The sequence below is a fragment of the Intrasporangium chromatireducens Q5-1 genome, assembly GCF_000576575.1.
GTDB lineage: Bacteria > Actinomycetota > Actinomycetes > Actinomycetales > Dermatophilaceae > Intrasporangium_A > Intrasporangium_A chromatireducens.
On sequence record NZ_AWQS01000380.1, the window covers coordinates 1 to 2618 of the forward strand.

General features: G+C 69.1%; 2 protein-coding genes. Both read right to left on the minus strand.

What is annotated here, in order from left to right; translation table 11 throughout:
• Positions 1–130 precede the first annotated feature (130 nt).
• On the minus strand, positions 131–1747 hold the full coding sequence (locus tag N864_RS21295) for an HAD family acid phosphatase (RefSeq protein ID WP_034722155.1): 1617 nt from the start codon (positions 1745–1747) through the stop codon (positions 131–133).
• Between the two features lie 169 nt (positions 1748–1916).
• Positions 1917–2618: uracil-DNA glycosylase (locus tag N864_RS21300; protein WP_034722158.1), on the minus strand; the 702-nt coding region annotated here is incomplete at its 5' end.

The window sequence follows — 2618 nt, forward strand, 5'->3', positions numbered from 1 at the left end:
CCGGTTCCCACCCGTCGAGTGAGCGCAAACTGCGCCCACCACCTCACTCAGCGCTCCGCTCCGAAGGCGGCTCAGCGGCATACGGACGAGGCGCCCACCCCGTAGGGAAGCGGGCGCCCCACCGAAGCCGTCACGGCAGGTAGTAGGTCGGGTTGGGCAGCTTGACGACCCGACCCGTGTGACCGCCGAGGTGGTCGCTGTACTGGTCGCCGAAGTTGGCGATGATGTCATAGCCGAGGTCGCGCTCGATGTGGGCGCGGGTCTGCGACTTGTACTCGATGGTCGTGCACTTCTCGGTCGCGCAGCTGACGTAGGGCGGCTGCGGCTCGTTCGAGAGCCACTTCGTGAAGTAGAGGTCCGACGTGAAGCCCTCGTAGCCGACCTTCTCGAGGTTGCCGAGGGTCGCGTTCTTCTGCAGCGAGTTGCGGCCCGTCAGACCGATGACCGTGCAGCCGGCGTCGTCGAGCCGGTTGACCACGCTGACCATCCCCGGGGTCGCCGGGAAGGCCTGCGCCTGCACCCAGACGTCCTGCCGCGTCGGGTCGAAGGTGAAGTGCATGTCGTTCACCTCCATGTCGTAGGTCCACAGCGTCGTGTCGTCGGCGTCGAAGACGACGGCCGGGTTCGTCCCACGCCGGGAGCCCTGGCGGCACTCGTTGAGGAGCGGCCGGATCACCCGCTGCTCGAGGCCGGCCAGCTCGGAGATGTAGGGCGAGGAGGTCTTGTTGGAGAAGCCGTCGCCGGTGTCGCCGTAGTAGGTCGCGATCGTCTTCTTGACGCTGTCGATGTTGGGGATGCCCTCGCCGCCGACGGTCCGGCCGCTCGAGCCGTCCGGCTGCATGACGAACCGGGTCCGCGGGTGCATGGTCGGGTCCTTGTGGCCCGGCAGGTTCGGCGATGGCAGGTAGTACGTCGGGTTCGGCAGCTTGACGGCCCGGTCGGCGTAGCCGCCCATCAGGTCGGACCACTGGTCGCCGATGTTGAGGACGATGTCGTAGCCGAGGTCCGTGACGAGGTGGCGCCGCGTGCCCGCCTTGTACTCGACGGTCGTGCACTTCGCGGTCGCGCAGGTGATGTAGTCGGGCTGGTCGCCGGCCGCCCACTTGGTGAAGTAGAGGTCGTCGGTGAAGCCCTCGTAGCCGACGTCCTTGAGGTTGAGGACCGTCGCCGCCTTCTGGTCCGCGCCGCGGCCGGTCAGCCCGATGATCGCGTAGCCGAGCTTGTTGGCCTCGTTGACGAACTTCACCATGGTCGGCGTCGCCGGGAAGCGTCGCTCCTGGACCCAGACGTTCTGCTCGACGGGGTCGAAGCTGAAGTGCATGTCCGCGACTTCCATGTCGTAGGTCCACAACGTGGTGTCGTCGGCGTCGAGGACGATCGCGGGCTTCTTGCCCTTCTTGACCGCCTGGTTGTACTTCTTCTTCAGGTCCGTGGACAGCGCCCCGGTGATCGCGGCCATCTCCTTGATGTACGGAGACGACGTGCGGTTCGCCAGGCCCGTGCCCGGGTCGCCGTAGTACGTGGCGATCGTCTTCTTCACCGAGTCGATGTTCGGGATGCCCTCGCCGCCCTGGGTCGCCCCGCTCGACCCGTCGGGCTGCATCGTGAAGTGGGTCCGCGGCGCGAGCGTCTGGTCATGGCGGCCGTCGGAGTTTCCGTGGGCCAGAGCAGGCGCGCCGGCGCCGAGGGCGAGTGCAGTCGCGGCCCCCACCGCGACGAGCACCGATCGGGCTGGAGAATGCGACATGGTGCCCCCTCGTGCGTGGTTGGTTGGTTGGCGACCGATCGACGGTATTGCGCCTGCGGCAGAAAGGGAAGACTCAGGCTGCTCCCAGCGCTCGTCCAGCCGGGCACAGCGTGGGCACTGCTCGGGCACAGCGCGGGCACAGCGCAAGCGCCGAGACGGGCGACGTAGCTCAGAGCCGGGCGATGACCTCGTCGAGCATCGCCTCGGTGAGCTTGCCGGTGAAGGTGTTCTGCTGGCTGACGTGGTAGCTGCCGACGAGCCGGATCTCTCGCCCCTCGGGCGTCCGCAGCAGCGTCTCGGCCCCGTGCCCGAACCGTGGCTTCGGCCGTGGCACCTCCCAGCCGAGCCGCCGCGCCGCACCGAGTGCTGCGTCCCAGCCGATCGAGCCGAGCGCCAGCATCGAGCGGAGCGTCGGCGCCGCGAGCTCGAGGTCCCGGTCGAGCCAGTGCCCGCACGTGCGCTTCTCGTCGGTCGTCGGCTTGTTCGCCGGCGGGGCGCACCGGACGGCTGCGACGATCCGCGCGTCACGCAGCTCGAGCCCGTCCCCGGAGGCCCACGACAGCGGTTGCGAGGCGTACCCGGCGCGGAAGAGAGCGGCATACAGCCAGTCCCCCGAGCGGTCGCCGGTGAACATCCGACCTGTCCGGTTGGTGCCGTTGGCGGCGGGCGCGAGCCCGACGATGAGGACCGACGCGCGGGGGTCACCGAACGAGGGGCCCGGCCTTCCCCAGTACGGCTGGTCGGCGAAGGCGGCCCGGCGCCCTTGTGTCGCAACGGATTCGCGCCACGTCACGAGTCGCGGGCACGCGCGGCACACGCTCACGCGGGCATCAAGCTCCCGTATGCCGCTCACCTCCTTCGCCAGGCGGCT

Bases quoted from the DNA above. Each gene is read 5' to 3' on its own strand.
- N864_RS21295 (WP_034722155.1), bottom strand. From the start codon at position 1,747: ATGTCGCATTCTCCAGCCCGATCGGTGCTCGTCGCGGTGGGGGCCGCG.